The organism is Streptomyces misionensis (genome assembly GCF_007896895.1).
Taxonomy (GTDB): domain Bacteria; phylum Actinomycetota; class Actinomycetes; order Streptomycetales; family Streptomycetaceae; genus Streptomyces; species Streptomyces misionensis_A.
In genome coordinates this window covers 1-825 of record NZ_VOGW01000152.1, presented here as the reverse complement: position 1 = coordinate 825, position 825 = coordinate 1, and the positions used below count along the sequence as shown (strand labels likewise).

At 71.5% G+C, this 825-nt stretch carries 2 protein-coding genes; one reads left to right on the top strand and one right to left on the bottom strand.

The genetic code is table 11. The features are described 5' to 3' along the window. Positions 1–209 (top strand): SUKH-3 domain-containing protein (locus FRZ03_RS25415; RefSeq protein ID WP_186785609.1); only part of this gene is annotated, 209 nt, incomplete at its 5' end. Between the two features lie 14 nt (positions 210–223). On the opposite strand, the gene FRZ03_RS25410 is transcribed toward FRZ03_RS25415, so the two are convergent. Beyond that, positions 224–825 (bottom strand): ATP-binding protein (locus tag FRZ03_RS25410; RefSeq protein ID WP_464862542.1); only part of this gene is annotated, 602 nt, incomplete at its 5' end.

Here is an 825-nt window from a genome sequence, read left to right as displayed (position 1 = left end):
GCACCCTCGGCGACCTCGGCCGCGCCCTCGGCACCGAACTGTGCCCCCTCGGCGCCGAGACCGACACCACCGCCGTCCTCGCCATCGACACCGAAGGCCGCGTCTACGCCCTCGACCACACCGGCGACTGGTACATCGGCCCCGACATCGACCACGCCCTGACCACCCTCATCACCGGCATAACACCCGTACGCCTCACCGCCGGCTGACCCCGCCACCCCACCTACACCGCCGGAATCACCGCCGACACCCGGAAACCACCCGCGTCCGTCGGCCCCGACACGAACACCCCGCCCAACGCCAGCACCCGCTCCCGCATGCCCACCAGACCATTGCCACCCGACGGCAAACCCGCCGCCGACGCAGACCCCGGCTCCGGCGGCGGCTCGTTCTCCACCTGCATCGCGATCTCCGACACCCGGTGCGCCAACCGCACATGCGTCTTCGCCCCCGCCGCATGCTTGTGCACGTTCGTCAACGCCTCCTGCACCACCCGGTACGCCGTCTGCTCCACCTCCGCCGCATACGACCGCACCTCACCCTCCACCGACAGATCCACGACCATCCCCGCCGCCGCCGACTGCCCCAGCAACTCCTCCAGCTCCGACAGACACGGACCCTCACCCGTCTCCTCCGCCACCCGGGAAGCGGCCGCCGCGGCCGCTTCCCGGGTGGCGGAGGAGACGGGTGAGGGTCCGTGTCTGTCGGAGCTGGAGGAGTTGCTGGGGCAGTCGGCGGCGGCGGGGATGGTCGTGGATCTGTCGGTGGAGGGTGAGGTGCGGTCGTATGCGGCGGAGGTGGAGCAGACGGCGTACCGGGTGGTGC